Genomic DNA, 25,385 nt, shown 5'->3' with positions numbered 1-25,385 from the left:
ACGCGGGCCGGTCAAGCTTCGTCCTGCGCGTCGGGGGGCAGCACGGTGACGTGGAACGCCTGCACCCGCCGCGCATTGGCGCGCGCGACGCGGAACACGAAGCGGTCCAGGGCGAGTTCGTCGCCGATCTCGGGCAGGTGGCCGATGGCCTCGGTGACCAGGCCGCCGATGGTGTCGTAGTCGTCGTCGGAGAAGTCCGCGCCGAAGCGCTCGTTGAAATCCTCGATCGCGGTGAGCGCATCGACCACGTAGCGACCGTCGGCCTGGATGGCGATCTGCGCGGTGTGGTCCTCGGCCTCGTCGTGTTCGTCGTCGATCTGGCCGACGATCTGCTCCAGCACGTCCTCGATGGTGACCAGGCCGGCCACGCCGCCGTATTCGTCCACCACGATCGCCATGTGGTTGCGCGAAAGCCGGAACTCCTTGAGCAGCACGTTGAGCTTCTTGGACTCGGGGATCAGCACCGCCGGGCGCAGCAGCTCGCGGACGCTGGCATGGCTGTTGTCGGCGACCACGCCGCGCAGCAGGTCCTTGGCCAGCAGGATGCCGAGCACGTCGTCCTTGTTCTCGCCGTGCACGGGGAAGCGCGAATGGCCGGATTCGACCACCTGCTTCATCAGTTCCAGGAAGGGCTGCTCGACCGGCAGCGAGACCATCTGCGAGCGCGGGATCATGACATCGCCGACGGTCAGCTCGGCCACGGCGACGGCGCCTTCCATCATGCGCAGGGTATCGGCGGCGATCAGGCCGTCCTGCTCGGCCGTCTGCAGCACGGCCAGCAGCTCGTCGCGGGTATGGGGTTCGCCGGAGAAGGCCGCGCTCAGGCGTTCGAGCCAGCCGCGTTTCTTTTCGCCCTGCTCCGGGGCGGTACTACTGTCGTCTTCGGACATCTCTTCAATCAGGGCACCCGGCGGACCGGGCGGTGAGGGAAGTCTAGCAGGATGTCCGCGGCCGCCCGCTCAGGCCGGCGGCGTGTCCGTGGGGGTGCCCGGAGCCGCGGCCGGTGCCTCGTTTTCGGCCGGAAGGTCCAGGCTGTAGGTGCAGCCTGCCAACGTCTTGCCCGGGTGGGATTTGACGTTGGACACGCTCAGGATCACCGACTCGATCAGCGCCTCGCCGGTCCTGGCGTCGTTGACGTCGCGGCTGACCAGCTCGCGCCCGGCCATGAACTTGCCGTCGGCGTCGTAGCCGGTTTCCAGGCCCAGGGTTTTGGCCAGGGGGCGCGGGTCGGCCAGGTCGAGGATCGCCATGATGCTGGAGCCGGCCATGGCGATATGGTCGGCCGGGTGGCCGAATACGGTCACCGGCGTGTTCAGCCTGTACTCGTTCATGAACAGGTTGCCCTGCGGCAGCGGCCGCCAGCCCAGCGCGACGGCCTTGAGCGGGTCGGCGGCGATCGGCGCCAGCGCGGTGAAATCGCTCACGCCCTGGCGGCATTCGATCAGCGCGGGCAGGTCGATGGCCGGATCGGCGAGCGCGGCGCTGGGCAGCGTGGCGGCGAGCAGCAGCGGGAACAGGCGGATCGTAGGCACGGGAACGGAGTTGTCCATTGGATGCGAAAAGGATCAGCGCACGGCCAGCCGTCGCCACAGCCAGCCGCCGCCCCATCCCAGCAGACGCAGCGACAGGACCAGCGGGATGACCAGCAGCGTGCACAGCAGCAGGAGGTTCACCACGGCCAGCAGCGCCAGCAGGACGATGGACGTTCCGATCTGAAGGGTCAATGTTCCCAGCGCCGCGTAGAACCCGGGGGCCAGATACAGGTACAGGGCCGCCAGTGCGAATGCCAGGCCCAGCATGAGCGGGGATGCACGGAAGAACGGCATGGCGGCGACCGGGCGTCTGGCCAACAGGCTGGCGATTGCCCGCCAGCCCACGGGCGCCGTCAGCAGGGACAGGCCCGCACACCCCAGCGCGACCTGCAGATGCGCCAGGGGAGTCATCCGCGGGCCGAAGGCAGGGGAAAACAGCGACAGATAGCAGGTGGCCGCGAACGACATGCAGAACACGGCGCCGGCCAGCATGCGCAGGGTGGATCCCATGCGCTGGCGCGAAACGCGCGGAGGCGGGGTCGGCGCGTGGTCGTTCATCCTGAATGCCTCGGCTGGCGGGTGTGGCGCCATTGAATGCCGAATCGACGCCGGCTTCAACCGAGGGCCGGAAGCACCGTCAGTGCTCGCCGGCGTAGGGATCGGCGATGCCCAGGTCGGCCAGGATCTCGCGTTCGAGCTGTTCCATCGCCTCGGCCTCCTTGTCGTCCTCGTGGTCCCAGCCGAGCAGGTGCAGCACGCCGTGCACGGTCAGGTGCGTGTAGTGGGCATTGAGCGGCTTGCGCTGCTCCGCGGCCTCGCGCGCCACCACCGGCGCGCAGATCACCAGGTCGCCTAGCAGCGGGAACTTGACGCCCTTGGGCAGGCCCTCAGGCACTTCCGCGGGGAAGCTGAGCACGTTGGTCGCGTAGTCCTTGCCACGGTAGTGACGGTTCAGCGACCGGCCCTCCCTGGCGTCGACAACGCGGATGGCCAGGTCGGCCTCGCGGATGCGTCCCTTCAGCGCGGCGGCGACCCAGCGCCGGAAACTCACCGCCGCCGGCAGGCCGGCGCGGGGCAGGGCATAGCTGACGGCGACATCGAGACGGACGGGGCCCTTGGTCATGGCAGGTTCCAGCGATCAGGCGGTGCGGAGGCGCACAGTATCGCGCGCAAGCCGGTTCACTGCGACTTCCATTCGTCCGCGTCGAAGGCGATTTCGACGATTTCGGCCGTGGCGCGCTGGTCCGCGATGCCCGCGTCCTCGACGGACGAATGGCAGTTGTTGCCCGTGAGCAGGGTGAGCTGGCGGACCAGCTGCACCACGCTCTGCTCCGGCGTCGCGTCGGTGGAAACATGCAGGGTGCCGCCTGCGCAGCCGCCGACATTGGCTACCTGCAGGGCCGGGACCAGCAGGCGTGCGGCACGGTCGCTCAGTGCGTTGAATTCATCAGGCGAAATACGCGCCTGGGCGGCCGTGGCGCGCAGCTTGAAGTAGTAGAGCTGCTTGTAGAACAGGTAGCCGTTGGAATACATGGGCCAGTCGTGGGGCGGCAGGCGCATGCCCAGTTGCAGCTTCTGGCCGACGAGCTGCCCGGCTTCGGCCTTCGCCCTGCGTACCGCCGCGTCCACGTCGTTGGCGGGCGGGCCGTCGTGCGCCTCCGGCGGCGGCAGCGGGAACCTGTCCTGCTGCAACTCGCGCAGCTGCGTGTAGGTGCCCTGTTCGTCGGCGAGCCGCAGATCGCGGCGGAAGGCGTCCATGCCCTCCCGGACCGCCATGTCCTGGGCCATCCGCCCGGCGGGGTAGACGTAGACGTCGAAGCGGATTTCCTGATGGTCCTTCAGCGCATAGCGGAAGCCGGCGCCCGCATGTTTCCGCGCCGGATCGAAGGTGTGTTGTTCGAGCACGAAATCGTCCACCTGCCTTGGGGCGACCAGGTAGCTGGTTTCGATGTAGGCGCGCGTGTCTTTCTTCTTTGCGGCCGCCGGGACGCTGGCGGCGACAGCCAGGGCACCCAGCAGGGCAGACAGCAGACGGAAACGGGACATGGCACCTCCTGTGCGGTTCGGTGCCGGCAGTGTAGGCGCCTTACTCCGCCCCGGGGTTGACCCGCTGCAGGTCGCGGCGGTCGTAGGCGCTGACGATGCGCGCCACCAGCGGGTGGCGGACCACGTCGCGCGATTCGAAGAAGGTGAAGCTCACGCCCTCGACGTCGCGCAGCACCTCGATGGCGTCGCGCAGGCCGGATTTGACGTGCTTGGGCAGGTCGGTCTGGGTGAGGTCGCCGGTGACCACCGCGGTGGAGCCGAAGCCCAGGCGGGTCAGGAACATCTTCATCTGCTCGATGGTGGTGTTCTGCGCCTCGTCCAGGATCACGAAGGCGTCGTTGAGCGTGCGTCCGCGCATGTAGGCCAGCGGCGCGATCTCGATGACGTTCTTCTCCAGCAGCTTGGCGACCTTCTCCACGCCGAGCATTTCGTACAGCGCGTCGTACAGCGGGCGCAGGTAGGGGTCGACCTTCTGGGTGAGGTCGCCGGGCAGGAAGCCCAGCTTCTCGCCGGCTTCCACCGCCGGGCGCACCAGGATCAGGCGCTGCACGCGCGATTCGTTCAGCGCTTCCACCGCCATGGCCACGGCCAGGAAGGTCTTGCCGGTACCGGCCGGGCCGATGCCGAAGTTGATGTCGTGGGTGGCGATCTGGTGCAGGTAGCGCGACTGGTTCTGGCCACGGCCGCGCACGGTGCCGCGCTTGACCTTGATCGCCACCTCCTGCGCCTCGTAGGCGCGCCCGGCCACCTGCTCGACATTGGCGCGGCTCAGCAGCAGGTGGATGGCATGGCTGTCCAGCGTGGTGTCGGCCGCTTCCTCGTAGAGCGCCTTGAGCAGCCTTTCGGCCTCGCCCGCGGTCCGGCCCGGCCCGCTGACGCGGAACACGTTGCCGCGGTTGGCGATCTGCACGCCCAGGCGCAGTTCGATCTGGCGCAGGTTCTCGTCGAAGGGACCGGCGAGGTTGGCCAGCCGCTCGTTGTCGGCCGGGTCGAGGGTGAAGTCGCGTTGGGTGGTGGCGGTCATTTCTGCAGCGGTTGCGGCGCGGGAGGGGGCCCTGCCCGGGGCCGGGAAGAGTACCGCCGCGGCAGTGCATCCACCAGCGTGGGCGATGGCCCGGGTTCTCCACAGGCCATGTGGATGCGGGTGCGGCGAAGCTGTGGATATCCTGCCGCGGGCCTTGCCATGGCGGCGTGTACGCCGGGCTGGCCAGAAAATCACCATGCGCCTGGCGCGGCCATGGATAATCGTGCGCGGCGGGTTGCCGCAGTGGCCACGCGGCGTTTCCCGGTACGGGGCGACGGCGTCGGGCCACGGGAGTCGGGCATGAGGAAGAGCCGGGACATGAACAGGCGTATCGGGATGATGGGGCTGGCGCTGGGCATCGTCGTGGCGGCCACCGGCTGCCGGCGCGAACCCGAGCCGCTGCTGGGCACGCTGGAGTGGGACCGCATCAGCCTGCCGGCGCCGGCCTCCGAGCGGATCGTCGCGCTGGACGTGCGCGAGGGCGACCAGGTCCGTGCCGGCACCCGCCTGCTGCGGCTGGAACCCGAACGCGTCCGCTCGCAGCTGCAGAGCGCGCAGGCGCAGGCCAGCCAGCGCGAGCAGTCGTTGCGCGAACTGATCAACGGGCCGCGCCGCGAGCAGGTCGCGCAGGCGCAGGCGCAACTGGCGGCCGCGCAGGCACGGGCGCGCGATGCCAGTGCCTATTACGCGCGGCTGCAGCCGCTGGGCCGCCGGCAGCTGGTGGCGGCGGCCGACGTCGACCGCGCCCGCGCGGCGGCCGACGATGCCCGGGCGCAGGTGCGCACCGCGCAGCAGGCGCTGCTGGAACTGCGCAACGGCACGCGCGTGGAGGAAATAGCCCAGGGCGAAGCGGCGCTGCAGGCGGCGCAGGCCGACGCGGCGGTGCAGGCGGTCAACCTGGAACGGCTGGACATCGTCGCCCCGCGCGACGGCCGCATCGACAGCCTGCCGTACAAGGCCGGCGACCAGGCGCCGGTCGGCGCCACCCTGGCGATCATGCTGGTCGGGCAGGCGCCTTACGCGCGCATCTACGTGCCGGCATCGGTGCGCCAGCGCATCGCCATCGGCCAGACCCTGCCGGTCACGGTGGCCGGCGGCGACACGGTGTACCAGGGGCGGGTGCGGATGATCCGCAGCGAGCCTGTGTTCACGCCGTACTACGCCCTGTCCGGCAGCGATGCCGAGCGGCTGAGCTACCTGGCCGAAGTGCAGCTGCCGGCCAGCGCCAATGGCCAGCCGGTGGGCGCGCCGGTGCAGGTGCGGCTGGCGGACGCCGCGCATGAATGAGGCCGGCGCTGCCGCCGGCGGGCTGGCGATCCGCGCGCGTTCGCTGGGCAAACGCTTCGGCGGATTCGCCGCGGTCGACGGCATCGACCTGGACGTGCCGCGCGCGCAGGTCTACGGCTTCCTCGGCCCGAACGGCTCGGGCAAGTCCACCACCATCCGCATGCTGTGCGGCCTGCTTACCCCGAGCGCGGGCGAAATCGAGGTGCTCGGCCTGTCGGTTCCGCGCCAGGCGGAAGAGCTGCGCCGCCACATCGGCTACATGACCCAGCGCTTCTCGCTGTACGAAGACCTGAGCGTGCGCGAGAACCTGATGTTCCTGGCGACGGTGCAGGGCCTGGCGCGCGCGCGCCGGGCGCCGCGGGTGGAGGAACTGCTGCAGGCCTATGGCCTGGGCGACCTGCAGCGGCAACCGGCCGGCACGCTCAGCGGCGGCCAGAAGCAGCGCCTGGCCCTGGCCTGCGCGGTGGTGCACTCACCGCAGCTGCTGCTGCTCGACGAACCGACCAGCGCGGTCGACCCCGAGTCGCGCCGCGACTTCTGGGAAAAGCTGTTCGACCTGGCCGACGCCGGCACCACCCTGCTGGTCTCCACCCACTACATGGACGAGGCCGAGCGCTGCCATCGCATCGCCATCCTCGACCACGGCCGGCTGGTGGCCGACGGCAGCCCCGCCGAACTGACCGGCCGCCTGCGCGGACGCACCCTGGGCGTGCGCAGCGGCGCGCTGCGCCAGGCGCAGAAGCGGCTGCACGCGGTGGAGGGCGTGCTGTCGGTGGCGCAGGTGGGCAACGCGCTGCGCGTGCTGTGCGCGCCCGGCCACGGCGATCCCGGCGCGGTGGCCGCGGCCCTGCGCCGGGACGGCCTGCAGGCCGAAGTGGAGCGCATCGAGCCCAGCCTGGAGGACGTATTCGTCGCCGCCACGCGCCGCGGGGAAGGGGCGGCGGCATGAAGCTGGCGCAGGTCTACGCCGTCATGGTCAAGGAACTGCGGCAGATGGCGCGCGACCGCATGACCCTGGCGATGATGATCGGCATCCCCACGCTGCAGCTGCTGCTGTTCGGTTATGCCATCAACCTGGACGTGCGCCACCTGCCGGCGGCGGTCGCCGACCAGGCCGATACCGCCGGCTCGCGCGCGCTGGTGCAGGACATGCTGTCCACCGGCGTGATCGAACCGGTGGCGGCGGCGCGCACGCCGCAGGAGCTGCAGGCGCTGATCCGCGCCGGGCGCATCGAGGTCGGCATCGTCGTGCCGCCGGATTTCGAGCGCCGCCTGGACGAGGGCCGCGAGGTGATGCAGGTGATCGTGGACGGCGCCGATACCTCGGTGCAGGCCGCAGCGCGGCAGCTGGCGCAGATGCCGCTGGACGGCCGCCTGTCCACTGCGCGCGCCGGCGCGCGGATCGGCGTGCTGCCGCTGTACAACCCGCAGCGGCAGTCGGCCATCAACGTGGTGCCGGGGCTGATCGGGGTGATCCTCACCATGACCCTGGTGATGTTCACCGCCATGGCCATCGTGCGCGAACGCGAACGCGGCAACCTGGAGATGCTGATCACCACGCCGGTGTCCAGCGCCGAGCTGATGCTGGGCAAGGTGCTGCCCTACATCGGCGTGGGGCTGGTGCAGACCAGCCTGATCCTGCTGCTCGGCGCCTGGCTGTTCGAGGTGCCGGTCGCCGGCGGCCTGCTGCCGGTCTACGCGGTGTCGATGCTGCTGATCGTCGCCAACCTCAGCCTCGGCCTGCTGATCTCCACCGCCGCCCGGTCGCAGTTCCAGGCGATGCAGATGACCTTCTTCCTGTTCCTGCCGTCGATGCTGCTGTCCGGCTTCATGTTCCCGTTCGACGGCATGCCGCGGCCGGCGCAGTGGCTGGCCGAGGCGCTGCCGCTGACGCATTTCATGCGGCTGATCCGCGGGGTGATGCTGCGCGGGGCCACGCTGCCGGAGCTGTGGCCCGACGCGCTGGCGCTGGCGGGCTTCAGCGTGGCGATGATGGCGCTGGCGATCCTGCGCTTCCGCAAGCGGCTGGATTGAAGGGCGCCGGCGGCCGGCGCCGCCGGTTCAGGCCGCGTCGGTCACCACGCGCCCGCGCAGCGAATTGGTCAGCGCCTCGGTGATGACCACGTCGACGAACTGGCCGATCAGCCGCTTCGGGCCGGGGAAATTCACCGAACGCATGTTCTCGGTCTTGCCGGTCAGCTCGTTGTCGTCCTTGCGCGAGGTGCCTTCGACCAGCACGGTCTGCACGCTGCCCACCATCCGCCGGGAGATGCCGGCGGCGTAGTCGTTGATGTGCGCCTGCAGGCGCGACAGGCGCGCATGCTTCTCGGCCTCGGAAGTGGTGTCCTCCAGGTCGGCGGCCGGCGTGCCGGGGCGGCGCGAATAGATGAAGGAGAAGCTCTGGTCGAAACCCACGTCCTCGATCAGCTTCATGGTCTTCTCGAAATCGGCCTCGGTCTCGCCGGGGAAGCCGACGATGAAGTCCGAGCTGATCGAGATGTCCGGGCGCACCGCGCGCAGCTTGCGGATCCGGGCCTTGAACTCGAGCGCGGTGTAGCCGCGCTTCATCGCGCTGAGGATGCGGTCGCTGCCGGCCTGCACCGGCAGGTGCAGGTAGTTGGCCAGCTTGGGCACGTCGCGGTAGGCGTCCACCAGCGAATCGGAGAACTCCAGCGGGTGCGAAGTGGTGAAGCGGATGCGGCCGATGCCGTCGATCTCGGCGATGGTGCGGATCAGCAGGCCGAGGTCGGCGAATTCGCCATCGCCGTAAGGCCCGCGATAGGCATTGACGTTCTGGCCGAGCAGGTTGATCTCGCGCACGCCCTGCGCGGCCAGCTGCGCGCATTCGACCACCACGTCCTCGAACGGGCGGCTGACCTCGGTGCCGCGGGTGTAGGGCACCACGCAGAACGAGCAGTACTTGGAACAGCCTTCCATGATCGACACGAAGGCCGACGGGCCCTCGGCACGCGGCTCGGGCAGGCGGTCGAACTTCTCGATCTCGGGGAAGCTGATGTCCACCTGCGGCCGGTTCTGCTCGCGGCGGGCGCGGATCAGCTCGGGCAGGCGGTGCAGGGTCTGCGGGCCGAACACCAGGTCCACGTAGGGCGCGCGCTTGACGATGGCCTCGCCTTCCTGCGAGGCGACGCAGCCGCCGACGCCGATGATGACGTCGCGGCCGCCGGCCTTGAGCTCCTTCCAGCGGCCGAGCTGGCTGAACACCTTTTCCTGCGCCTTCTCGCGGATGGAGCAGGTGTTGACCAGCACCACGTCGGCGTCCTCGGGGTTGTCGGTCAGCTCCAGGCCTTCGGCCTGCGCCAGCACGTCGGCCATCTTGGCCGAGTCGTACTCGTTCATCTGGCAACCGTGGGTCTTGATGTAGAGCTTTCCACGCGCGCCGCCGGCCGCCTTCGGCCGGGTGCCGGGCAGGGGGATCAGCTCGGGGGTATTCATTTCAACGGAAGGCACGGCGGAAACGGCCGTGTTCGGCAGGGGGGAGGCGGGCGTCCCGGGCATGGCGCTTATTCCAGACGGGTGGGCGGGCAGGCGGCCAGGGGCCGCGTTCGAGCCGGGTATTGTATCGGCCCGCCGGTGCCGGGGCACCCGCGGCGTCGAATGCCTGGCCTGGTCGAATACTTGGCAAGCCCCGGGGAAGCTGGGAGACTCGCCGCCATGAAGGGGTTCCTGGGGAGCGTAGGCATTCTTGCCGCCGCATTGGTCGCCGTGCCGGCCAGTGCCGGCACGCTGTACAAGTGCATCGGCAGCGACGGCGTTCCCAACTACGTCAGCAAGCGCATTGGCGGCGCCAGCTGCAGCGTGGTCGGCCGTTACCGGCCGTCGCACGAAGCGCCGCGCCGCGCCTTCGTGGCGCCCGCGCCGACGCCGGCCGCACCGGCCGCCGTGGCCATCGGCCATGGAGACGCGCCGCCTCCGGTGGCGGCCCGGGTCGCATCGCCCGCCGTCGCGCCGATGCCGGCGCCGGCTTCGGCCGGGCGTGCCCAGCGGGTGGTCAGCGGACAGGTCTATTCATACATGAAGGACGGCGTGCGCCACTACACCAGCACCCGGCCGGCGCAGGTCGCCAGCTTGGGCGAGGTGCGCACCATCCGTTACAGCTACATCGAGCGCTGCTACGCCTGCGGCGCGAACCCGGGCGTCAACTTCGGCACGGTGCGGCTCAATACGCAGGCCTACCACGCCGAGATTGCCGCCGCGGCCCGCGAGTTCGGGGTCGAGGAAGCGGTGGTGCGCGCGGTGATCCACGCCGAATCGGCATTCAATCCCACTGCGCTGAGCCGCGCCGGCGCGCAGGGGCTGATGCAGCTGATGCCGGCCACCGCGCGCCGCTTCGGCGTGAGCGATGCCTACGACGCCGCCCAGAACATCCGTGGCGGCGTGCAGTACCTGTCGTGGCTGCTGCGCCGGTTCAACGGCGACCTGACGCTGGCCGCGGCCGGCTACAACGCCGGCGAGGGCGCGGTGGACCGCCATGGCGGCGTGCCGCCCTATAACGAAACCCAGTACTACGTGAAGCGCGTGGCGCAGCTGGCCGACCGCTATCGCGGCGAACTGGCCTCGCGCCAGTGAGTGTCTCTGCATGGTTCCAAGGGCACGTGACAAAAGTCATGGACTCGTGTTTCATCGCGTTGTGCCGCCGCTGAACGTTCAGCTAAACTCGGGGGAGATTCGATTCTGAGCGGTCCGGTTCCGCCGGTCGCAGGCAGCGCAAGCCACCTAATCAATATCGGAGTGCCGGATGGCCAACGATGGGGTAAACGATCCAGTCAATGCCGGACGCCGGCGCTTCCTCACAGCCACCACCGCTGTGGTCGGGGCCGTCGGGGCAGGTTTCGCAGCAGTCCCGTTCATCAAGTCATGGAATCCCAGTGCCAAGGCCCAGCTGGCCGGCGCACCGGTGAATGCCGACATCAGCGCGCTGCAGGAGGGGCAGCGCCTGATCCTGGAGTGGCGAGGCCAGCCGATCTGGATCGTCAAGCGTTCCAAGGCGGTGCTCGACGCGCTGCCGACGCTGGATGGCCGCCTGCGCGACCCCAAGTCCGAAAACGCCGACCAGCAGCCGGACTACGTGCGCAAGGCCAGTCCCGAGCTGCGTTCGATCAAGCCGGAAATCTCCGTGCTGGTCGGCCTGTGCACCCACCTGGGCTGCTCGCCGGAAATGGCCGCCGAGATCAAGCCCGAACCCTATGACCCGGAATGGAAGGGCGGTTACTTCTGCCCCTGCCACAAGTCGCGCTTCGACATGGCCGGGCGCGTATTCCAGGGCGTGCCGGCGCCGACCAACCTGGTCGTGCCGCCGCACCATTACGCCGACGACAACACCATCGTCATCGGCGTCGATCCCAAGGGGGCGGCATAATCATGGCTGACAACATCCTCGTTCGCGTCGCCAATGGCGTGATGGGCTGGGTCAACGACCGCGCCCCGGCGCTGATGCCGATGTACCGGAAGCACATGTCCGAGTACTACGCGCCGAAGAATTTCAACATCTGGTACATCTTCGGCGTGCTGTCGATGGTGGTGCTGGTCAACCAGATCGTCACCGGCATCTTCCTCACCATGCATTACAAGACCAGCGCGGCGGAAGCCTTCGCCTCGGTCGAGTACATCATGCGCGACGTGGAGTGGGGCTGGCTGATCCGCTACATGCACAGCACCGGCGCCTCGCTGTTCTTCATCGTCGTCTACCTGCACATGTTCCGCGGCCTGATGTACGGCTCCTACAAGAAGCCGCGCGAGCTGGTGTGGATCCTGGGCATGCTGATCTACCTGGCGCTGATGGCCGAAGCCTTCATGGGCTACGTGCTGCCGTGGGGCCAGATGTCGTTCTGGGGCGCGAAGGTCATCATCTCGCTGTTCGGCGCCATCCCGGTGATCGGCAATGGCCTGACCGAGTGGATCATGGGCGACTACCTGCCGTCCGACGCCACCCTGAACCGCTTCTTCGCCCTGCACGTGATCGCGGTGCCGCTGGTGCTGCTGCTGCTGGTCGTGCTGCACCTGGGCGCGCTGCATGAAGTCGGCTCCAACAACCCCGACGGCGTGGAGATCAAGAAGGGCCCGAAGGGCAACCGCTGGTCGCCGACCGCGCCGGCCGACGGCGTGCCGTTCCATCCGTACTACACGGTGAAGGACACCTTCTACGTGTGCGCGATGATGGTCATCGCCGCCTTCATCATCTTCTTTGCCCCGGCCTTCGGCGGCTGGTTCCTCGAGCACGACAACTTCACCGAGGCCAACCGCCTGGTCACGCCGGAGCACATCAAGCCGGTGTGGTACTACACGCCGTACTACGCGATGCTGCGGGTGATCCCGCACAAGCTGAGCGGCGTGCTGGTGATGTTCGGCGCCATCGCGATCCTGTTCGCGGTGCCGTGGCTGGACCGCGCCAAGGTCAAGTCCTACCGCTACCGCGGCCTGCTCTCCAAGCTGCTGCTGTTCGGCTTCGCCATCAGCTTCGTGTGGCTGGGCAAGATCGGCGCCGGTCCGGGCACCGACCCGGTGGAGACCATCATCGGCCGCTTCCTGACCGCGTACTACTTCCTCTTCTTCCTGACCATGCCAGTGTGGACCAAGCTGGACAAGACCAAGCCGGTGCCGGAGCGGGTGACGACGCATGACTAAGAAATGGATTGCCTTGCTGGCAACGGCCACCGCCGCACTCCTGTTCTCGGCCGCCACCTTCGCTGCCTCGGGCGGGGCGCTGCAGCAGGCGGGCAACGACCTGTCCGACCAGGCGTCGCTGCAGCGCGGTGCGCAGGCCTACATGAACTACTGCTCGGGCTGCCACTCGCTGAAATACCTGCGTTACTCGCGCATGGCCGAGGACCTGGGCCTGACCGAGCAGCAGGTGATGGACAACCTGAACTTCACCGGCGCCAAGTTCGGCGAGCAGATCCACGTCGCCATGACCAAGGAGCAGGGCGACAAGTGGTTCGGCAAGATGCCGCCGGACCTGAGCCTGATCTCGCGCGTGCGTGGCAGCGACTGGATCTACACCTATCTCAAGTCGTTCTATCTGGACGAGTCGCGGCCGCTGGGCTGGAACAACAAGCTGTTCCCGAATGCCTCCATGCCCAACCCGCTGTGGGAACTGCAGGGCCTGCAGCATGCCGAGTTCGGCGAGCCCGATGCCGCCGGCGAGCGGCACCCGGAGCGGCTGGTGGTGACCAGCCCGGGGAACGTGAAGCCGCAGGAATACGACCAGACCGTCCGCGACATCACCAACTTCCTGGAGTACGCCGGCGAGCCGGCCGTGCTCAAGCGCCAGAGCATGGGCGTGTGGGTGGTGCTGTTCCTGGCGCTGCTCTCCTTCCTGGCGTACCTGCTCAAGAACGAGTACTGGACGGACGTGCATTGATGTGAGGGTGGGTCCCCGGGCCGGTGCGGCAGCGTGGCTGGCACTTGGCATCGGCGCCGGCTGACTGCACACTCAGGGAAGGTGGCGACCGCGGGCGCTGGGCCCGCGGCGTCGTAAGGCTGGCGGATTCCGGCCCTTGGAGAGCCCTTGATGGCGGCGAGTGTGCGCATGCGAAATACCCTGACGTTGTTCTCGGCCAATGACGATGTCCTGTGCCACCGGGTACGGCTGGTGCTGGCCGCGAAGGGTGTCACCTACGATCTGGTGCCGGTCGATCCGCAGAATCCGCCGGAAGACCTCATCGACCTCAACCCCTACCACTCGGTGCCGACCCTGGTCGAGCGCGAGCTGGTGCTCTACGCGGCCTCGGTGGTCAGCGAGTATCTGGACGAGCGTTACCCGCATCCGCCGCTGATGCCGGTGGACCCGCTGTCGCGGGCGCGCCTGCGCCTGGCGATGCTGCGCATCGAGCACGACTGGGTGCCGCAGGTGCAGGCCATCCAGCTGGGCAACAAGACCCAGGCCGAGGCCGCCCGCAAGCGCCTGAAGGAACTGGTGGCGCAGTCGGTGCCGCTGTTCAAGGCGTCCAAGTTCTTCCTCAACCCGGAAATGAGCCTGGCCGACTGCGCGATGGCGCCGATCATCTGGCGCCTGGAAGCGCTGGGCATTCCGCTGCCCAAGGACGGCAAGGCCATCGAGGATTACGGCAACCGCATCTTCCGCAACCCGGGTTTCATCCGCAGCCTCACCGACCAGGAAAAGAAGCTGCGCGAGCTGCCGGCCTGACGCATCGGCTGTATGCAGACTTATCGATCGCCGCCCGTGGGCGGTGATCGTGCGTCGATGCCGCGTACACTTGCCCCATGAGTGAAGAATCTTTCCGCATGAGCAGCCATCGCCCCTATCTGTTGCGGGCGCTGGTGGAATGGATCAACGACAACGGCATGACCCCGCACATCATGGTCGACGCCGGCGTGCCGGGCGTGCAGGTGCCGGCCAGCGCCGTCAAGGACGAGCGGGTCGTGCTCAACATCGCCGAGCGCGCGGTGATGCGGTTGCACATCGACAACGAGGCGGTGAGTTTCACCGCGCGTTTTTCCGGCGTCAGTTTCCCGGTGAACGTGCCGATCGCCGCGGTGCTGGCGGTGTACGCGCGCGAGACCGGGCAGGGTATGGCGCTGCCGGACGACATCCCGGGCAACGATGGCCCGGAGCCGCACGACGACGATACGCCGCCGCCCGGCGCGCCGCCGGAGCCGCCGCAGCCCTCGGGCAAGCGCCCGTTCCTGCGGGTGGTGAAATAAACCATACCGCCGCCGCAAGGCGGCGGTTTTCGTTGGAGCGCAGTGCGCTTGGTTGATGCGGGGCTGTCCTGCATCGAGGCGCCCGGCAAACCCCACACCGGGAAAGCCCGGCGCTACACGTCTTCGGCGTCTTCGGTGCGCGGCTGCAGCGTGCTGACCCGGGCGGTGGCCGGGCCGACGAAGGAAACCAGCTGCCTGCCGCGCAGCACCATGCGCCCGCTGTGGCGTTCGACGCCATCGTAGGAATAGTCGAAGCGGAAGCTGCGCTCGAAGCCCAGCCAGCCGCTGGGCAGGCGGCACAGGCGCAGCCCGGTCGCGTGCACGCTCTGGTCCAGCCACTGCACGTCGGCGGCCTGGCAGGCATTGCGGCCGAGTTCGGTGGCGCGTTCGGCCGCGGCCCGGGACGCATCCCAGAAGGCGTAGCCGATGGCGCCGAGGATCATCAGGATCAACAGGGTAGGCATGGCGCCACTTTAGGCGGCCGCGCGCGAAAGCGGAACCACGCGGAGGCGAGGGATGGCGCGCCTGCTGCGGCAGGACGATCCGCGCCCGGCGGACTGCCGCCTGCTCAATGCGACACGGCGGGCCCGGCCGGCGGCGGCTGTTGCGCCGGGGCCGCCTCCACCAGCTTAAGCAGCGCGGCCCAGTCCTGCCGGTTGAAATCGCATTCGTCCTCGCGGCCGGGCGAGCAGCCCGGCTCCACCGGCGAGGGCGGCGCGGCCTGCTGCGGCGGCGGAACGACCAGGCGGCCGGTACGGTCCAGCGGCAGCTTGCGCATGACCACCGCGTTGGCGACGTTGCCGCCGATCAGGTAGAGGGTCTGGTCGCCGCCGGCGTTTGCGGCCACGACCACCTCGCAATGCGATTTCCAGCGGTCGGCGCCGCTGGTATCCAGGGCCTGGACCAGGCCGGCATAGCTGGCTGGCCGGGTGCGGTCGCGCAGGAAGCAGAGCAGGTCGCCGGGCGCGGGTTTTTCCTGCATCGGGTCGGCGAGCCGGTACGGCGTGGCGGCAACGCCGCCGCGGCGGGCGGCGCGGATGTAGTCGATGTGCCGCGGCGAGCGGACGAAGCCCGGCACGCCGGCGCGGGTCATGACCCAGGAGATGAAGGCGGCCGACCACGGGTTGTCGATCAGGAAAGCACGGCAATCGTTGTCGGTCATGCGCTGGCCGGGCAGGGCCAGGCAGCTCTGGGCGCCGGGCAGGGCGGCCATCGGCGACAGGGTGCCGCTCTCGCGCCAATAGCCGGCCACGCGCTGCCAGGCGACCAGCCCATCGTCGGCCAGGCTGCCGCTCTCGGCTTCGGTGACGGCGAGGCTGGCGATGCGGCCATCGCGGTCGATGAAGGGGCGGTACCAGAGCCGATGCTCGCCGCAGGCGGCGCGGACGACGGCCTTGGCAGTCTCGCCCACGCCGTAGCGCGGCGGAATGTCGCAGACCTCGACGGCCATGGCCGGCAGGGCCGGCAACGACAGTGCACAGCAGAACAGGAAGCGTTGGAGCACGGCAGGTTCCCCTTGGACGTGCAGCGAGCCTCGCAGAGCCGGCCGTGGCCGTGCCGTGAAATCAGTGCGGCGGCAGGCCCAGCTTCAGCGACAGGTCGATCGCCTGTACATGCTTGGTCAGCCCGCCGATGGAGATGCAGTCCACGCCGTCCTCGGCGATCGCGCGCAGTCCGTCCAGGCCGACGCTGCCGGAAACCTCCAGCGGAATGCGCCTGCCGGGCGCCTGCGTGGCGGCGATGCGTACCGCGTCGCGGCGCATGGCCGCGGTGAAGTCGTCGATCAGGATGCGGTCGCAGCCGGCGGCCAGCGCTTCTTCCAGCTGCGCCAGGTCCTCGACCTCGACCACCAGCGGCAGGCCGGGCTGCTGCGCGCGTGCGGCCCGCACCGCGGCGGTGAGCGAACCGGCGGCGCGGATGTGGTTCTCCTTCAGCATCACCATGTCGAACAGGCCGATGCGGTGATTGTCGCCGCCGCCGCAGCGCACCGCGTATTTCTGCGCCAGGCGCAGGCCGGGCAGGGTCTTGCGGGTGTCGAGGATGCGCGCCCCGGTGCCGGCCACGGCCGCGACATGGCGCGCGGTGGTGGTGGCGGTGGCCGACAGCGTCTGCATGAAGTTCAGCGAGGTGCGCTCGGCGCTGACCAGCGCGCGGCTGCGGCCCTGCAGGGTGGCCAGCACGGTGCCGGCGGCGACGTGCTCGCCCTCCCGCACCCGCCATTCGATCCTGACCTGTGGGTCGAGCGCGCGATGGGTGGCGTCGAACCAAGGCCGGCCGGCGATCACCGCGTCCTGCTTGCACAGCAGGTAGGCGCTGTCGGCGGTATCGGGCAGCAGCGCGGCGGTGACGTCGCCGCTGCCGATGTCCTCGGCCAGGGCGCGGGCGACATCGGCGTCGATCTGCTCCTGCGGCGGAGCGGCCGGCGGCTGCGGCAGCATCACTTGCCCGGGAAACCGTCGATCTGCGCCGTGGCGATGGCCTCCTCGGCCAGCAGCACCGGGATGCCGTCCTCGACGCGGAACACCTGCCTGCGGTCGCGGGTGACCAGCGCCTCGCGCAGCGCTTCGGCCTGCGCACCGCCGTCGGCGCGGACGACGCCGCCGGCGGCGATGGCGCGGTTCAGCGCCTCCAGCCCGGCGCTGTCCAGCAGGGCCAGCGGCTGGCGGGTGTCGGGCGATACGAGCAGGTCGAGCAGTTTGCGGTCCATCGGGTCGTGGTCTTGCGTGGAAGGCGGCTAGAATACGTCTTTGCAGCAGGTGACGGCCAATGACCCCCAATTCCTCCGCGCCGCTTGTCGGCATCGTGATGGGTTCCCGTTCCGACTGGGAGACCATGCAGCACGCGGCCCAGAAGCTGGACGCGCTGGGCGTTCCATATGAAGTGAAGGTGGTTTCGGCGCACCGCACGCCGGACGTGCTGTTCACCTATGCCGAGGAAGCCGGCCCGCGCGGGCTGTGCGCGATCATCGCCGGCGCGGGCGGCGCCGCCCACCTGCCGGGCATGATCGCGGCCAAGACCGCGGTGCCGGTGCTGGGCGTGCCGGTGCAGTCCAAGGCGCTCAACGGCATGGATTCGCTGCTGTCCATCGTGCAGATGCCGGCCGGGATTCCGGTGGCCACCTTCGCCATCGGCAATGCCGGCGCGTCGAACGCGGCGCTGTTCGCCGCGGCGATGCTGGCGCCGGCGCAACCGGCCATCGGCCAGGCGCTGGACGCGTTCCGCGCGCGCCAGACCGCCGACGTGATGGCCGCCGACGACCCGCGCCAATGACCACGGTCGGCATTCTCGGGGGCGGGCAGCTGGCCCGCATGATGGTGCTGGCCGGCGCGCCGCTGGGCCTGCGTTTCGTGGTGTTCGACCCGGCCGCGGACGCCTGCGCCGGGCAGCTGGCGCCGCTGCAGGTGGGGGCGTTCGACGACATCGCCGCATTGGCCGAATTCGCCGCGAAAGTGGACGTGGTCACCTTCGACTTCGAGAACGTGCCCGCCGCCAGCGCGCGCTGGCTGGCCGGGCGCCGGCCGGTGTTCCCGAACCCGGCCGCGCTGGCGGTGGCGCAGGACCGGCTCAGCGAGAAGACGCTGTTCCAGGAACTGGGCATTCCGCTGCCGCCGTTCGCCGATATCCGCAGCCGCGACGAACTGGCGGCGAAGGCCGCCGAGTTCGGCATGCCCTGCATCCTCAAGACGCGCCGGCTCGGCTACGACGGCAAGGGCCAGTTCCGCCTCCGCGGCGAGGCCGACATCGATGCCGCCTGGCAGGCGCTGGGCGCGCAGGTCGGGACGACCGGGCTGATCCTGGAGGGCTTCGTCGCTTTCGACCGCGAGGTCAGCGTGGTGGCCGTGCGCGGCCGCGACGGCGAATTCCGTGCCTGGCCGCTGACCGGCAACTGGCATGTCGACGGCGTGCTGTCGGCCAGCCTGGCCCCGGCGGCCGCGAGCGCGGCGCAGCACGAGGCGGCCATCGGCTACGCGCGCCGCGTGGCCGAGCGGCTCGACTACGTGGGCGTGTTCGCGCTGGAGCTGTTCTGCCGCGGCGAGGAGCTGCTGGCCAACGAGATGGCGCCGCGCGTGCACAACTCCGGCCATTGGACCAGCGACGGCGCCGAGACCTCGCAGTTCGAAAACCACCTGCGTGCGGTGCTCGGCCTGCCGCTGGGCGATACGCGCGTGCTGGGCCATGCCTGCATGCTCAACTGGCTGGGCCGGATGCCGGATGCGAACCCGGTGCTGGCCGAGCCGGCCGGCCACTGGCACGACTACGGCAAGCAGCCGCGGGAAGGCCGCAAGGTGGGGCATGCCAACCTGCGCGACGACGACGCATCGGCCCTGGCCGCCGCGCTGGAGCGGGTGGGGCAGGCGCTGGGCCGCCAGGCGCAGGTCGAACCGGTGGTGCGCGCGCTGCGCGGCGGCTGACCGGCCTACCCGCCTGTCGTGCCGGCCGTGCCCGGCACGCGCGGGATCGACAACGCAGCGGTGCGTCCGTGCACGCTGCCGCACGACCGGCGTGGTGGTAGCGTGGGGCTCCTTTCACCGGAGCCGCCACCATGCTGGACTGGAACGAATACCGCCGCGAACTGAAGGGCCGGATCGGCGAGCTGGGCAGGCTTTCGCCCGACACGCTCAAGGGTTACCTGACCCTGAGTGGCGCCGGGGCGCAGACCGCGCACCTGGACGGCAGGACCCGCGAACTGATCGCGCTGGCGGTGGCCGTCACCACCCGCTGCGACGGCTGCATCACCACCCATGTGGATGCGGCGCTGAAACAGGGCGCCAGCCGCGAGGAGATCGCCGAGGCGCTGGGCGTGGCGGTGGCGCTCAACGCCGGCGCGGCGCTGGTGTACTCGGCGCGGGTGCTGGACGCGGTTGCCGCCCACGGCTGACCAGCAGCAGGGCGGGCCGGATGCCGTCCGGCACCGCCGCTTCCTGCGTGGGCGTTCAGCGCAGCCGGGCGCCCACGAAATCCCAGTTCACCAGCTTCCAGAACGACTGCAGATAGCGCGCGCGCTCGTTCTGGAAGTCCGTGTACCAGGCGTGTTCCCACAGGTCGCAGGCCAGCAGCGGCGTGCTGTCGCCGGTGAGCGGCGTGTTCGCGTTGCGGGTGGTGACGATGGCCAGGCGGCCGTCCGGATGCTGCACCAGCCAGGCCCAGCCGGAGCCGAACAGGCCCATGGCGGCGCGGTTGAATTCCTCGCGCAGCTTCTGCGTGTCGCCGAACTGCCGGGCGATGTGTTCGGCCAGCGCGCCATGCGGCTCGTCGCCGGCACGCGGGTGCAGGCACTGCCAGTAGAAGGCGTGGTTCCAGGCCTGGGCGGCGGCCTCGAACAGGCTGCCCTGGCTGGTGCGGACGATCTCCTCCAGCGGCAGGTCGTCCAGTTCGGTGCCGGCGATGCGGGCGTTGACCGCATCGACATAGGCGCGCTGGTGGTGGCCGTGGTGCAGGTCCAGCGTCGCCGCCGAGAGGTGGGGTTGCAGGGCGTCGCGGGGGTAGGGCAGGTCGGGCAGTTCGACGGGCATGGTCCGTTTCTTTTCTGTCTGGGGCGCGGCAGCCGGCTGGCTCGGCTTACAATCGGCAGCCACGGAGGAAGAGTCTATCCGACCGGACGGGCCGTTCTTTCGCAGCAGCAGGGAGATTCCAATGGCGGTGATGGAACAAATCCAGGCGGAGGTGGAGCAGCATCCCCTCGTCCTGTTCATGAAGGGCACGCCGCAGCATCCGATGTGCGGGTTCTCCAGCCGCGCCGTGCAGGCATTGCTGGCGGCGGGAGCGGTCAACCTGCGCACCGTCAACGTGCTCGAATTCCCCGAAGTCCGCGCCAACCTGCCGCGCTATTCCAACTGGCCGACGTTCCCGCAGTTCTTCATGCATGGCGAACTGATCGGCGGCTGCGACATCATCCTGGAACTGCTGGAGTCCGGTGAGCTCAAGCGCATCGTCGCCGAGGCGGGGCAGGCGTGAGCGCGCAGTCGATGGAGGCTGGAACGCCTCCCGCTCCCCGCCTGGACGGACGCGTCGTGCTGGTTGCCGGCGCCGCCGGCGGCCTGGGCGCGGCCGCGACGCGGGCCTGTGCGGCCGCGGGCGCCACCGTGGTGCTGCTGGGGCGCAAGGTCGCCAAGCTCAACCGCGTCTACGACAGTGCCGTGCCGCTCGGCCCCGAGCCGCTGCTGTACCCCCTGGACCTGGAAGGCGCCACGCCGGACGACTACGCCGAGTTGGCCGCGCGCCTGGAATCCGAGGTCGGCCGGCTGGATGGCCTGCTGCACTGCGCGGCCGACTTCGCCGGCCTGACGCCCTTCGCGCTGGGCGACCCGGCCGCCTTCGCCCGCGCCATCCATGTGAACCTCACCGCCCGCGCCTGGCTCACCCAGGCCTGCCTGCCGCTGCTGCGCCAGCGCGGGGACGCGGCCGTGGTGTTCGCGCTCGACGACCCGCAGCGGGTCGGGCAGGCCTATTGGGGTGGCTATGGCGTGGCGCAGTACGGCCTGCGCGGCCTGCTGGACACCCTGCACCACGAGCTGCGCAGCGGCCCGGTGCGGGTCAGCGGGCTGCAGCCGCGGCCCATGCGCACGCCCCTGCGGGCACGCGCATTCACCCATGAAACCGACTACGAGCCGGTCGATCCGGCGGCCTGCGCCGATGCCTGCGTGCAGCTGCTGGCCGTCGATGGAGCGCCCTGGCGCGGCAAGGTGATGGAACTGCGCGGGTGACCGTCCTTTCCGCCGCGCTGCTGCTGTTCCTGATCCTGGATCCGCTGGGCAACATCCCGGTCTTCCTCAGCCTGCTCAAACCCCTGGCGCCCAGGCGCCAGCGCGTGGTGCTGGTGCGCGAGCTGCTGATCGCGCTGGCAGTGCTGATGGCCTTCCTGTGGGGCGGCAAGTACGCGCTGGAATTGATGCACCTGCGGCAGGAGTCGGTATCCATCGCCGGCGGCATCGTGCTGTTCCTGATCGGCATCCGCATGATCTTCCCGCGGCCGGAAGGGTTGATGGGCGCGGTGCCGGACGGCGAGCCCTTCATCGTGCCGATGGCGATCCCGCTGGTGGCCGGGCCGTCGGGGATGGCGGCGGTCATGCTGATGGGCAGCAACGAGCCGGACCGGCTGGGTGAATGGAGCCTGGCACTGCTGCTGGCCTGGGGCGCCACGGCCGCGATCCTGATGTCGGCCACGCTGCTCTACAAGCTGCTCGGGGCGCGGGCGTTGACCGCGCTGGAGCGCCTGATGGGCATGCTGCTCGTCGCGATTTCCGTGCAAATGTTGCTGGATGGTGTCGCGGTCTACCTGGCGTCCATTCCGTAAGTTGTTGATTCGATTGTCGCGGCTTTGCTGCACTGCAAGATCGCTGTCTTGCTGCGGTCATATTCGGCGCTTACCGTGTTAACCTTATCTTAACCGTTGCGCATGTAACCGCCGCGGAAGGTACCCCCAGATTCAAGCCGATCAGGCGCCCGGTGGCCCCGGGGCTGATGGATCGCGTTTTTTCCCAATCGCCAACTCGTATCGAGGCTACCCAGAATGAACCACCCTCGCATCCGGATGTCCAAGCTTGCCCTTGGTCTCGTTGCCGCTCTCGCGGCCGCGCCGGCTTTCGCACAGAGCACCTCCGCCGGCGTCGGCGGCCAGGTCACCAACAACGGCGGCTCGCCGGTGGCCGGTGCCGAAGTCACCATCACCCACGTCGAGTCGGGCACGGTCAGCCGCGCCACCACCGATGCGTCGGGTCGTTACAACGCGCGCGGCCTGCGCGTGGGTGGCCCGTACACCATCACCATCACCAAGCCGGGTGAAGGCACGAAGACGGAAGAGGGTGTGTACCTCAACCTGAACCAGGTGAGCACGGTCAATGCCGCCCTGGCGGGTGATCTGGCCGCCACCAATCTGGAGGCGGTGCAGGTGGTTGCCACTGCCGGCTCGGCCGTGTTCAGCGCCGACAACAAGGGCGTGGGTACGTCGGTCAGCGGCCGTCAGCTGGAAATCGCTCCGCAGGGCAATCGCTCGCTGGACGACGTCGCCCGTATGGATCCCCGCATCAGCGTGACCGATCAGGCCACGGGCGCGATCTCGGTGGCTGGCGTGAACAACCGCTACAACAGCATCTCGGTCGATGGTCTGTCCCAGGGCGACCCGTTCGGCCTGAACGCCAATGGCATGCCGTACACGGGTTCGCCGATTTCGGTGGACACCATCGCCGCCTATGACATCAAGGTCTCCGACTACGACGTCGCGCAGGACAGCGTGGGTGCGAGCATCAATGCCGTCACCAAGTCCGGCACCAACGATTTCCATGGTTCGGTCTACTACGTGTACAAGGACGCCGGCAGCATGGTCGGCAAGAGCGGCGGGCAGGAGTACGCGGCGTTTGACAGGGACACCACCAAGGGTGTGACCTTCGGTGGTCCGATCCTCAAGGACAAGCTGTTCTTCTTCGGTTCGTATGAAGAGCAGAAGATCACCAATTTCGGTGGCGCGACCACCGCCGACGGCCTTGCCCGTGGCGTGGTTTCCCAGGCCGAGATCGACGAAGTGATCGACATTGCCAAGAACGTCTGGCACATCGATCCGGGTACCTACGGTTCGCTCGGCGTCGACCTGGATACCAAGCGTTACCTGGGCAAGATCGACTGGAACATCAATGACTCCCATCGCGCCAGCCTGACTTACCAGCAGACCGAGGAGTCGCTGCCGCAGCCGTACGATGACGGCGCGTCCACGGTGATCCTGAGCACCCGCTGGTACACCAAGACCAGCACCACCAAGAACACCTCTCTGCAGCTGTTCAGTGACTGGACCGACAACTTCACGACCGAAGCCAAGTTCAGCTACCAGCAGTTCGACCAGAACAGCGCCAACGCCATCAAGCTGCCGACCATCAATGTGACCACTGCTGGCAACAGCAGCGGCAGCGGGCAGGGCGTACGCCTGGGCGAGGATCGCAATCGCCACCTGAACATGATCAGCACCAAGAAGACCACCGCGTCGATCTTCGGTACCTATTACGCTGGCGACCACACCATCAAGGGCGGTTTCGACTACCTCAAGAACGATGCGCTGAACCTGTACGGTCGTGACCTGCACGGCGTGTATGTGTTCAACAGCATCGAGGATTTCCGCAACGGCGATTACTGGCGTTACGACGTGCGTCGTCCGGTTGATGGGTTCACCGAAGCCGACACCGCTGCTGCGATCAAGTTCAGCCAGTTCAGCCCGTTCCTCCAGGACACCTGGCAGGTCAATGACAACCTGTCGCTGGTCTATGGCGTCCGCGTCAACATTCCCAGCGCTGACAAGGCGCCGGAGCGCAAGCCGGGCTTTGAAGAGGCGTTCGGCTTCCGCAACGACTTCAAGCTGAGCAGCAGCAACAAGGTCATCCTGCCGCGTGTGGCCTTCAACTACACGTTCGATACGCCGCGCTACTCGCAGCTGCGCGGTGGCATCGGCCTGTTCCAGAGCGTGCCGCCGTTCGTGTGGCTGGCCAACCCGTACCAGAACAACGGCATGACCTCCGCCTCGTTCTGTGCGACCAATCCGGCCAACCCGGTGAGGGGCTGCGTGACGAACAACGGTGAATATCCGTTCAGCACCGATCCGAACAACCAGCCGGTTCCGCCGAATCTGGCCGCATCGGGCAGCGCCCAGATGGACAGCATCGATCCGAACTTCAAGCTCCCGACCGTCTGGAAGGTGAGCCTGGGTTACGACGCCGAGCTGCCGTGGTGGGGGCTGGTGGGTACGGTCGAGGTCCAGCACCTGAAGAACAAGGACGGCGTGTTCTACAAGGCGCTGAACATCGGCAAGGCGCAGGGTCAGCTGGCTGACGGTCGCGACAGCTACTGGTGCACGCCGGGCAACACGAAGAACTGCGGTGCGGTGGCAGGCTTCACCACCAATTCGACCGTGCTGAGCAACACCAGCAAGGGTGCCTCCACGGCTGTGACCTTCTCGCTGGACAAGCCGTTCGACAATGGCTGGTACGGCAACATCAGCTACACCTTCACCAAGGCTACCGAAGTCGGTTCGGAGACCAGTTCGCAGGCGTGGTCCAGCTACCAGTATGTGTCGCGTCTGAATCCGAATGATGAGTACGCAGGCACCGCGACCCGCGAGATCCGCGATTCGCTCAAGGCCTCCCTGGGTTGGGAGCATGCGTTCTTCGGTAACTACAAGACCAGCTTCACGGCCTTCTATACCGGCCGCACCGGCCTGCCGTACACCTGGATCGTGGATGGTGACCCGAACGGCGACGGCATCTTCCAGGATCCGGCCTACATCCCGACGCGCGGCGACTCGAAGGTCAGCTACGTTTACGGCAACAAGGCTGCGACTGCCGACCAGATCGCCGCATTCCAGGCGTTCATCGACAGCAACCCGTACCTGAGCGGCCGCCGTGGTGGCATCGCCGATCGCAATGGTGCGCGCAATCCGTGGGTGAACCAGGTTGATGTCAGCGTCCAGCAGGAGCTGCCCGGCTTCTTCAAGGAGCACAAGTCGGTCATCCGTCTGGATATCTACAATTTCCTGAACATGCTCAACAAGGATTGGGGCATTACGGAAAACGTGGGCGGCTTCGACACCCGCTACCTGGCGAAGCTGAGCAAGGTCAATCCGGATGGTACCTATGTGTACGATCTGGCCGGTGCCAACTCGCCGCAGAATTCCACGGTGTATGACTTCAACCGTGGTTATCCGTCGCGCCCGGTCTCGCGCTGGTCGGCTCTGCTGACCCTGCGTTACGAGTTCTGATGCCCTGACGGATCAGTACGGAACAGGAGACGGCCGGGGAAACCCGGCCGTTTTCCTTTTCATGGGGGCAGCGCTACAT

General features: G+C 68.5%; 28 protein-coding genes. 16 read left to right on the top strand and 12 right to left on the bottom strand.

What is annotated here, in order from left to right:
* Window positions 1-11: 11 nt before the first annotated feature.
* The 6 genes from AC06FP_RS07205 to AC06FP_RS07180 form a co-directional block, all read right to left on the bottom strand.
* Window positions 12-890: an HlyC/CorC family transporter gene (locus tag AC06FP_RS07205; RefSeq protein ID WP_456118819.1), complete on the bottom strand. Its 879-nt coding sequence runs from the start codon at window positions 888-890 to the stop codon at window positions 12-14.
* Window positions 891-959: 69 nt separating this feature from the next.
* Entirely contained in the window at window positions 960-1,550 is a 591-nt protein-coding gene (locus AC06FP_RS07200) for a hypothetical protein (protein ID WP_478075025.1), read from the bottom strand.
* A gap of 15 nt (window positions 1,551-1,565) precedes the next feature.
* Window positions 1,566-2,090, bottom strand: coding sequence for a hypothetical protein (locus AC06FP_RS07195; RefSeq protein WP_478075024.1), 525 nt, complete (start codon window positions 2,088-2,090; stop codon window positions 1,566-1,568).
* 79 nt (window positions 2,091-2,169) lie between these two features.
* Window positions 2,170-2,655, bottom strand: coding sequence for an rRNA maturation RNase YbeY (ybeY, locus tag AC06FP_RS07190; protein ID WP_478075023.1), 486 nt, complete (start codon window positions 2,653-2,655; stop codon window positions 2,170-2,172).
* Between the two features lie 56 nt (window positions 2,656-2,711).
* Entirely contained in the window at window positions 2,712-3,578 is an 867-nt protein-coding gene (locus AC06FP_RS07185; protein ID WP_478075022.1) for a hypothetical protein, read from the bottom strand.
* Between the two features lie 40 nt (window positions 3,579-3,618).
* The gene (locus AC06FP_RS07180) at window positions 3,619-4,602 is read right to left on the bottom strand and encodes a PhoH family protein (RefSeq protein WP_478075021.1); all 984 of its coding nucleotides are present in this window, start codon (window positions 4,600-4,602) and stop codon (window positions 3,619-3,621) included.
* Window positions 4,603-4,920: 318 nt separating this feature from the next.
* Between AC06FP_RS07180 and AC06FP_RS07175 the strand changes: the two genes are divergently transcribed.
* Genes AC06FP_RS07175 through AC06FP_RS07165 form a run of 3 tightly spaced genes read left to right on the top strand, consistent with a single transcriptional unit; the run spans window position 4,921 to window position 7,923 of the window.
* Window positions 4,921-5,889, top strand: a complete 969-nt coding sequence (locus tag AC06FP_RS07175; protein WP_478075020.1) for an HlyD family secretion protein — start codon at window positions 4,921-4,923, stop codon at window positions 5,887-5,889.
* The gene (locus tag AC06FP_RS07170) at window positions 5,882-6,838 is read left to right on the top strand and encodes an ABC transporter ATP-binding protein (RefSeq protein WP_478075019.1); all 957 of its coding nucleotides are present in this window, start codon (window positions 5,882-5,884) and stop codon (window positions 6,836-6,838) included. The genes AC06FP_RS07175 and AC06FP_RS07170 overlap by 8 nt, the downstream gene beginning before the upstream one ends.
* Entirely contained in the window at window positions 6,835-7,923 is a 1,089-nt protein-coding gene (locus AC06FP_RS07165) for an ABC transporter permease (RefSeq protein ID WP_478075018.1), read from the top strand. Before AC06FP_RS07170 ends, AC06FP_RS07165 begins: the two co-directional genes overlap by 4 nt.
* Window positions 7,924-7,950: 27 nt before the next feature.
* Here AC06FP_RS07165 and miaB read toward each other — a convergent pair whose 3' ends face one another.
* Entirely contained in the window at window positions 7,951-9,405 is a 1,455-nt protein-coding gene (miaB, locus tag AC06FP_RS07160; protein WP_478075017.1) for a tRNA (N6-isopentenyl adenosine(37)-C2)-methylthiotransferase MiaB, read from the bottom strand.
* 156 nt (window positions 9,406-9,561) lie between these two features.
* On the opposite strand from miaB, the gene AC06FP_RS07155 reads away from it, so the two are divergent.
* The 6 genes from AC06FP_RS07155 to AC06FP_RS07130 all read left to right on the top strand — a co-directional run bounded on the left by AC06FP_RS07155 (window position 9,562) and on the right by AC06FP_RS07130 (window position 14,571).
* Entirely contained in the window at window positions 9,562-10,476 is a 915-nt protein-coding gene (locus AC06FP_RS07155; protein ID WP_478075016.1) for a lytic transglycosylase domain-containing protein, read from the top strand.
* A 169-nt stretch (window positions 10,477-10,645) separates the two neighbouring features.
* On the top strand, window positions 10,646-11,266 hold the full coding sequence (petA, locus tag AC06FP_RS07150; RefSeq protein WP_433851133.1) for a ubiquinol-cytochrome c reductase iron-sulfur subunit: 621 nt from the start codon (window positions 10,646-10,648) through the stop codon (window positions 11,264-11,266).
* A 2-nt stretch (window positions 11,267-11,268) separates the two neighbouring features.
* Window positions 11,269-12,531: a cytochrome b gene (locus AC06FP_RS07145; RefSeq protein WP_456118841.1), complete on the top strand. Its 1,263-nt coding sequence runs from the start codon at window positions 11,269-11,271 to the stop codon at window positions 12,529-12,531.
* The gene (locus tag AC06FP_RS07140; protein WP_478075015.1) at window positions 12,524-13,267 is read left to right on the top strand and encodes a cytochrome c1; all 744 of its coding nucleotides are present in this window, start codon (window positions 12,524-12,526) and stop codon (window positions 13,265-13,267) included. The genes AC06FP_RS07145 and AC06FP_RS07140 overlap by 8 nt, the downstream gene beginning before the upstream one ends.
* 150 nt (window positions 13,268-13,417) lie before the next feature.
* Window positions 13,418-14,053 (top strand): glutathione S-transferase N-terminal domain-containing protein, encoded by a 636-nt coding sequence (locus AC06FP_RS07135; RefSeq protein ID WP_456118845.1) that lies wholly within the window; start codon window positions 13,418-13,420, stop codon window positions 14,051-14,053.
* A gap of 77 nt (window positions 14,054-14,130) precedes the next feature.
* Entirely contained in the window at window positions 14,131-14,571 is a 441-nt protein-coding gene (locus tag AC06FP_RS07130) for a ClpXP protease specificity-enhancing factor (RefSeq protein ID WP_456118847.1), read from the top strand.
* A 113-nt stretch (window positions 14,572-14,684) separates the two neighbouring features.
* Here the strand turns inward: AC06FP_RS07130 and AC06FP_RS07125 are convergent, their stop codons facing one another.
* From AC06FP_RS07125 to AC06FP_RS07110, 4 genes are all read right to left on the bottom strand, one after another.
* Complete coding sequence (locus AC06FP_RS07125; protein WP_478075014.1) at window positions 14,685-15,035, bottom strand: DUF3301 domain-containing protein; 351 nt, start codon at window positions 15,033-15,035, stop codon at window positions 14,685-14,687.
* Window positions 15,036-15,139: 104 nt separating this feature from the next.
* Complete coding sequence (locus tag AC06FP_RS07120; protein ID WP_478075299.1) at window positions 15,140-16,021, bottom strand: DUF2272 domain-containing protein; 882 nt, start codon at window positions 16,019-16,021, stop codon at window positions 15,140-15,142.
* Window positions 16,022-16,136: 115 nt separating this feature from the next.
* Window positions 16,137-17,009, bottom strand: a complete 873-nt coding sequence (nadC, locus tag AC06FP_RS07115) for a carboxylating nicotinate-nucleotide diphosphorylase (RefSeq protein ID WP_478075298.1) — start codon at window positions 17,007-17,009, stop codon at window positions 16,137-16,139.
* Entirely contained in the window at window positions 17,009-17,278 is a 270-nt protein-coding gene (locus AC06FP_RS07110; RefSeq protein WP_456118851.1) for a Trm112 family protein, read from the bottom strand. The genes nadC and AC06FP_RS07110 overlap by 1 nt, the downstream gene beginning before the upstream one ends.
* 59 nt (window positions 17,279-17,337) lie before the next feature.
* On the opposite strand from AC06FP_RS07110, the gene purE reads away from it, so the two are divergent.
* The 3 genes from purE (at window position 17,338) to AC06FP_RS07095 (ending at window position 19,450) form a co-directional block, all read left to right on the top strand.
* Window positions 17,338-17,841, top strand: coding sequence for a 5-(carboxyamino)imidazole ribonucleotide mutase (gene purE / locus AC06FP_RS07105; RefSeq protein WP_478075013.1), 504 nt, complete (start codon window positions 17,338-17,340; stop codon window positions 17,839-17,841).
* Window positions 17,838-18,983, top strand: a complete 1,146-nt coding sequence (locus AC06FP_RS07100) for a 5-(carboxyamino)imidazole ribonucleotide synthase (RefSeq protein WP_478075012.1) — start codon at window positions 17,838-17,840, stop codon at window positions 18,981-18,983. Before purE ends, AC06FP_RS07100 begins: the two co-directional genes overlap by 4 nt.
* A gap of 131 nt (window positions 18,984-19,114) precedes the next feature.
* Entirely contained in the window at window positions 19,115-19,450 is a 336-nt protein-coding gene (locus AC06FP_RS07095; protein ID WP_456118855.1) for a carboxymuconolactone decarboxylase family protein, read from the top strand.
* Window positions 19,451-19,505: 55 nt separating this feature from the next.
* Here the strand turns inward: AC06FP_RS07095 and AC06FP_RS07090 are convergent, their stop codons facing one another.
* Window positions 19,506-20,084, bottom strand: coding sequence for a superoxide dismutase (locus AC06FP_RS07090; protein ID WP_456118857.1), 579 nt, complete (start codon window positions 20,082-20,084; stop codon window positions 19,506-19,508).
* A 121-nt stretch (window positions 20,085-20,205) separates the two neighbouring features.
* Between AC06FP_RS07090 and grxD the strand changes: the two genes are divergently transcribed.
* The 4 genes from grxD to AC06FP_RS07070 all read left to right on the top strand — a co-directional run bounded on the left by grxD (window position 20,206) and on the right by AC06FP_RS07070 (window position 25,306).
* Window positions 20,206-20,526 carry a Grx4 family monothiol glutaredoxin gene (gene grxD / locus AC06FP_RS07085; protein ID WP_456119415.1) on the top strand — a complete coding sequence of 107 codons (321 nt, stop codon included), beginning with the start codon at window positions 20,206-20,208 and terminating at the stop codon, window positions 20,524-20,526.
* 11 nt (window positions 20,527-20,537) lie between these two features.
* Window positions 20,538-21,275 carry an SDR family NAD(P)-dependent oxidoreductase gene (locus AC06FP_RS07080; protein WP_478075297.1) on the top strand — a complete coding sequence of 246 codons (738 nt, stop codon included), beginning with the start codon at window positions 20,538-20,540 and terminating at the stop codon, window positions 21,273-21,275.
* Window positions 21,272-21,865, top strand: coding sequence for a YhgN family NAAT transporter (locus tag AC06FP_RS07075; protein WP_433851146.1), 594 nt, complete (start codon window positions 21,272-21,274; stop codon window positions 21,863-21,865). The genes AC06FP_RS07080 and AC06FP_RS07075 overlap by 4 nt, the downstream gene beginning before the upstream one ends.
* Before the next feature lie 216 nt (window positions 21,866-22,081).
* Window positions 22,082-25,306, top strand: a complete 3,225-nt coding sequence (locus AC06FP_RS07070; RefSeq protein ID WP_478075011.1) for a TonB-dependent receptor — start codon at window positions 22,082-22,084, stop codon at window positions 25,304-25,306.
* Window positions 25,307-25,385: the final 79 nt, after the last annotated feature.

The organism is Stenotrophomonas sp. Steno-Z2 (assembly GCF_056393235.1).
Note: the sequence above shows the minus strand (reverse complement) of the source record. Positions and strands in the feature narration are given on the sequence as shown.